Source organism: Streptomyces sp. NPDC048361, from assembly GCF_040651795.1.
Taxonomy (GTDB): domain Bacteria; phylum Actinomycetota; class Actinomycetes; order Streptomycetales; family Streptomycetaceae; genus Streptomyces.
The window spans coordinates 1-4861 of sequence record NZ_JBEZKW010000127.1; the positions used below are offsets into that span (position 1 = coordinate 1).

Genomic DNA, 4861 nt, shown 5'->3' on the forward strand with positions numbered 1-4861 from the left:
GCTTCACGGCACCGGGCGCCCCTGCGTGAACGTATCTGTGGGTCCGCCTCAGACGGATGTGGTCCGTACGGCCGGGCGGCGGCTCGCGATGACCTTGCGGGCCAGCGCCTTCGGGCTGGTGAGGAAGCCGAAGCCCCACGACATGTGCATGGTGGCCAGCGCCACCGGGATCCGGGCGCGGGCCTTGAGCGAGAGCCCCTTGCCCGCCGGCAGCGAGCCTGCGGCGATCGCGGCGAGGTAGCCGGCCGGGACCACGAAGCCCCACGGCGTGACGAGCGCGCCCACCACGACACCGGCCGCGATCGCGCAGACGGCGGTCGGCGGCGCGAGGTAGCGCAGGTTGATGGAGCCCTCGTGGTAGCGGGCCACTACATGGCGCCAACGCCCGTAGTCCTTGTACTGCTTGGCGAGCGCCTTCACCGAAGGCCGGGGCCGGTACTGGACCTTGAGCTCGGGCGAGAACCAGATGAGGCCGCCGGCCTCCCTGATCCGGAAGTTCAGCTCCCAGTCCTGGGCGCGGATGAACTCCTCGTTGTAGCCGCCCTGTTGCTCCAGGGCCTCACGGCGGAAGACACCCAGATACACGGTTTCGGCCGGGCCGGCCGCGCCTCCGGTGTGGAAGGCCGCGTTGCCGACGCCGATCTTCGACGTCATCGCGGCGGCGACCGCGTCCTCCCAGGCGTTCTCGCCCTCGGCGTGCATGATGCCGCCGACGTTCTGCGCGCCGGTCTCCTCCAGGAGGCGTACGGCGGTGGCGATGTAGTTCGGCGAGAGCATGCCGTGGCCGTCGACGCGTACCACGATGGGGTGGCGTGAGGCCTTGATGGCGGCGTTCAGGGCGGCGGGCGTGCGGCCGGTGGGGTTGGGCACGGTGTGGACCCGGGCCCGTGCATGGGATGCGGTCTCCCGCACCAGCTCGGCGGCGATCTCGTCGGTACGGTCCGTGGACGGGCCGAGCGCGATCACCACCTCCATCTCGCCCGCGTACTCCTGTTCCAGGATGTGACGGACCGAGTTGCGCAGATGCCGCTCCTCATTGAGGACCGGCATGATCACGGAGACAGCAGGCATGGCGTTCATCGGTGGTCACGTTACCGCGAACGGGGGACAAGGTCGCGCGGCGGCCGGGGCGGTGCACGGGCCAGCTGATCGTATGGGCCTACGGTGCTCAAGATCCCCCCTTGTCACCCGCGGAGGTCCCCGTGCCCACGCCGCCCCGCCCGCGCCCGGAACGACCCGGCAAGCCCCGCAGCAGACAGCAGGACGAGCGCCCCCGCTGGGGCATGCGGCTCGCGACGACCCTGTCCGTCGTGGTGCTCGGCGCGGGCGGGGTCGGACACGCGGTGGTCACCAGCCTGGACGGCGGGATCGGCCGGGTGGACCCGTTCCGCGACATGAAGAACCGGCCGCAGGGCAGCCGCGGCACCAACATCCTGCTGGTCGGCACCGACGGGCGGGACAAGATCACGCCCGAGGAGAAGCAGAAGTACCGGCTCGGCGGGGCGCCCTGCCACTGCACGGACACGATCATGATGGTGCATGTGTCGGCGGAGCGGGACCGGGTCAGCGTGGTGAGCCTGCCGCGCGACTCCTACGCCGAGGTCCCCGAGCACACCGACGAGGCGACCGGCGAGAAGCACGCCCGGCACCCCGTGAAACTGAACGCGGCGTACGCCGAGGGCGGGCCCTCGCTCACCGTACGCACCGTCGAGAACATGACGGGCCTGAAGATCGACCACTACATGGAGGTCGACTTCACCAGCTTCATGAAGACCGTCGACGTCGTCGGCGGGGTGCAGATCTGCACGGCCCGCCCGATGAAGGACTCCTACACCGGCCTCGACCTCGCCGCCGGCACCCACCAGCTCGGCGGCGGCGAGGCACTCCAGTACGTACGCTCCCGGCACACCGACGGCTCCGCCGACCTCGGCCGCATGCAGCGCCAGCAGCGCTTCCTCGCCGCGCTCGTCGAGAAGGCGACCAGCAACGGGGTGCTCCTGAACCCGGTGAAGTTCCGCGAGGTCGCCTCGTCCCTGCTCTCCTCGGTACGGACCGACGAGGGCTTCGGGGTGGAGGAGATGCTGAGCTTCACCTCCGCGATGAAGAACTTCTCGCCCTCGTCGTCGGATTTCACCACGGTGCCGCTCGGGCAGCTCAGCTTCCAGGTCAAGGGCGTCGGGTCGACCGTGAAGTGGGACGACACCAAGGCGAAGAAGCTTTTCCAGCTGCTGCGCGACGACAAGCCGCTCGCCCCGCACCCCCCGCCGAAGCCGGCCCCGGCCAACCCCGCGGCGCCGTCGGCCGCGAAGGACGCCAAGCCGCCGCACAACGAGCCCGGCGCGGTGGTCGAGGTGGCCCCCGAGCAGATCAGGGTGCAGGTCTACAACGGGACCCGCACCGACGGGCTCGGGCGCCGCGTCGACGACGCGCTGCACGCCACCGGGTTCAAAACCAGCCGCGCCCCGCGGGCGAGCGCCAACCTCGACATGCACCGCACCCTCATCGAGTACGACCCGCGCTGGGACCGCTCGGCGAAGTCCCTGGCGCTCGCCCTGCCGGGCAGCGAGCTGCGCCCGGTCAAGGGGCTCGGCGCCACGATGAAGGTGACGGCGGGCGCCGACTTCAAGGACGTCGTACCGGTACGGGCCGAGGAGCAGCCACAGGGCGACTTCGGCACGGTGACCGGGGACCGGGTGGTCTGCCCCTGAGCCCTGCCGGGTCGGCGGGCAGGTCCCCGGGGGCCGCTGTATCGGCGGGCAGCTCGCCCCACGGGCGGACCAGTCGCCGTACCGGCGGGCCGGCTAGTCGTCCAGGCCCTCCGCCGCGCGCTTCTCGCGCAGGTCCATGATCGCGCGGCGCCGGGCGAGCCGGTGGGTGCGGCGGATCTGGGCCTCCTGGTAGCGGCGCTCGTCGCGCTCGGTCTCGGGGACCACGGGCGGCACCGCGCGGGGCTTGCCGTCGGCGTCGACGGCGGCGAAGACGAGGTAGGCGGAGCCCACCTGCTGGGCCGGGGTCGACTCGTTCCAGCGCTCGGCGAGCACCCGGACGCCGACCTCCATGGAGGACCGGCCCGTCCAGTTGACCTGGGCTTTCACATGAACCAGGTCGCCGACCCTGACCGGCATGAGGAACGCCATCTCGTCCATGGACGCGGTGACGGCAGGTCCGCCCGAGTGGCGCCCGGCGACCGCGCCCGCGGCGTCGTCCACCAGTTTCATGATCACGCCGCCGTGCACCGTGCCGAGGAGGTTGGTGTCGTGGGTGGTCATGATGTGGCTCAGGGTGGTTCGGGAGGCCGAGGTCGGCTTGCCCGGAAGATCAGTCATGCGTACTACTTTAGGCGCCGTACGATTTCCGGCTCATTGCATCAGCCTTGCAACAGCCCTGCCCCGAAATCACCCCCGCTCTGTCAGGGGCGGGGTGCCGCCGTGCATGCTGGACGGCATGAACGATTGGCCCGACGCCGGCAATGGCAATGCCCGCGGAACCGGTGACGGCGACGCCTATGGCCGCGGCAGCTCCGCCGCGCAGCCCGAGGGCGCGCGCCGGATGCGGCACGTCCAGCGTCCCGTCCCCCAGCAGCAGCCCGGTTACGACGACGGGTACGGACAGCCCCGGTACGGCCAGGGCGGTGTGCCCGGGCAGGGCTCGTACGACGACGGCTACAGCGAGGGCCACGTCTACGGCAGCCCCGCGGGCCGCGGCCCGGCTGGGCCCGGGGGACCCGGCCGCGCAGGCGGCGGAGGCGGCCGCAGGCCGGGCGCGCCGCCGAACTGGCGCAGGCGCATCACCATCGCCGTGCTGTCCCTGGTCGTCGTGGTCCTGGTCACCTCGGTCGCCACGTACTTCTGGGCGGACGGCAAGGTTCGCCGTGAGGTCGACCTGTCCAAGGTCATCGACCGGCCCGACGAGGGCAAGGGCACCAACTACCTGATCGTCGGCTCCGACTCCCGCGACGGCATGTCCGCCGACGAGAAGAAGAAGCTGCACACCGGCTCGGCCGAGGGCAAGCGGACCGACTCGATGATCGTTCTGCATGTCGGTGACAACGGGAACACGATGGTCTCGCTGCCGCGCGACTCGTGGGTGACGATTCCGAGCTTCGTCGGATCCGACTCGGGCAAGAAGTACCCCTCTCCCGGCAAGAACAAGCTGAACGCGGCGTTCTCGACGGACGGACCCGAACTGCTCGTCCGCACCATCGAGGCCAATACGGGTCTGCACATCGACCATTACGCGGAGATCGGCTTCGCGGGATTCGCGAACATCGTGGACGCGGTCGGCGGAGTGGAACTCGATATTTCCCAGGACATCAAGGACAAGGACTCGGGCGCGGACTTCAAGAAGGGCAAGCAGACCCTGGACGGTCAGCAGGCTCTCGCGTTCGTACGCAACCGGCACGGATATGCTGCCGGTGACCTGGAACGCACGAAGAACCAGCAGAAGTTCCTCTCCGCGCTCGCCGGCCAGACGGCGACGCCGACGACCCTGCTCAATCCCTTCAAGCTGTATCCGGTGCTGGGCGCGGGCCTCGACACCCTGATCGTCGACAAGGACATGAGCCTGTTCGACCTGGGCTCGATGTTCTGGGCGATGAAGGGCATCACGGGTGGCGACGGCATCTCGATGAACATGCCGGTGGCGGGCGACGGCCCGCAGACCTCGCTGCTCTGGGACAAGCCGAAGGTCACGCAGTTGGTGAACGAGTTGAAGAACGACGACAAGGTGACGGTCAAGTAGACCGCCCCACAGGACATGTGGGCCCGGCCCGGCCCGGGGGCCGCGGCGGGGCGGGGGGTTTTTGGTTCGGCAGGCGGGCCGGCCCGCCCGTTTGACCTGGCCGCGGGGCCCGGGGGGGCCC

Annotated in this window: 4 protein-coding genes; 2 read left to right on the plus strand and 2 right to left on the minus strand. The window is 70.4% G+C overall.

Annotated features, from left to right (window positions below; all coding sequences use genetic code 11):
• Positions 1–48: 48 nt before the first annotated feature.
• Positions 49–1080, minus strand: coding sequence for a glycosyltransferase family 2 protein (locus AB0D31_RS34525; RefSeq protein ID WP_362730839.1), 1032 nt, complete (start codon positions 1078–1080; stop codon positions 49–51).
• A gap of 203 nt (positions 1081–1283) precedes the next feature.
• Between AB0D31_RS34525 and AB0D31_RS34530 the strand changes: the two genes are divergently transcribed.
• On the plus strand, positions 1284–2708 hold the full coding sequence (locus AB0D31_RS34530; RefSeq protein ID WP_362730848.1) for an LCP family protein: 1425 nt from the start codon (positions 1284–1286) through the stop codon (positions 2706–2708).
• A 93-nt stretch (positions 2709–2801) separates the two neighbouring features.
• Here AB0D31_RS34530 and AB0D31_RS34535 read toward each other — a convergent pair whose 3' ends face one another.
• Positions 2802–3326 carry an acyl-CoA thioesterase gene (locus AB0D31_RS34535; protein WP_362730842.1) on the minus strand — a complete coding sequence of 175 codons (525 nt, stop codon included), beginning with the start codon at positions 3324–3326 and terminating at the stop codon, positions 2802–2804.
• A gap of 118 nt (positions 3327–3444) precedes the next feature.
• Here AB0D31_RS34535 and AB0D31_RS34540 point away from each other — a divergent pair, with 118 nt between their 5' ends.
• Positions 3445–4740 (plus strand): LCP family protein, encoded by a 1296-nt coding sequence (locus AB0D31_RS34540; protein WP_362730845.1) that lies wholly within the window; start codon positions 3445–3447, stop codon positions 4738–4740.
• Positions 4741–4861: the final 121 nt, after the last annotated feature.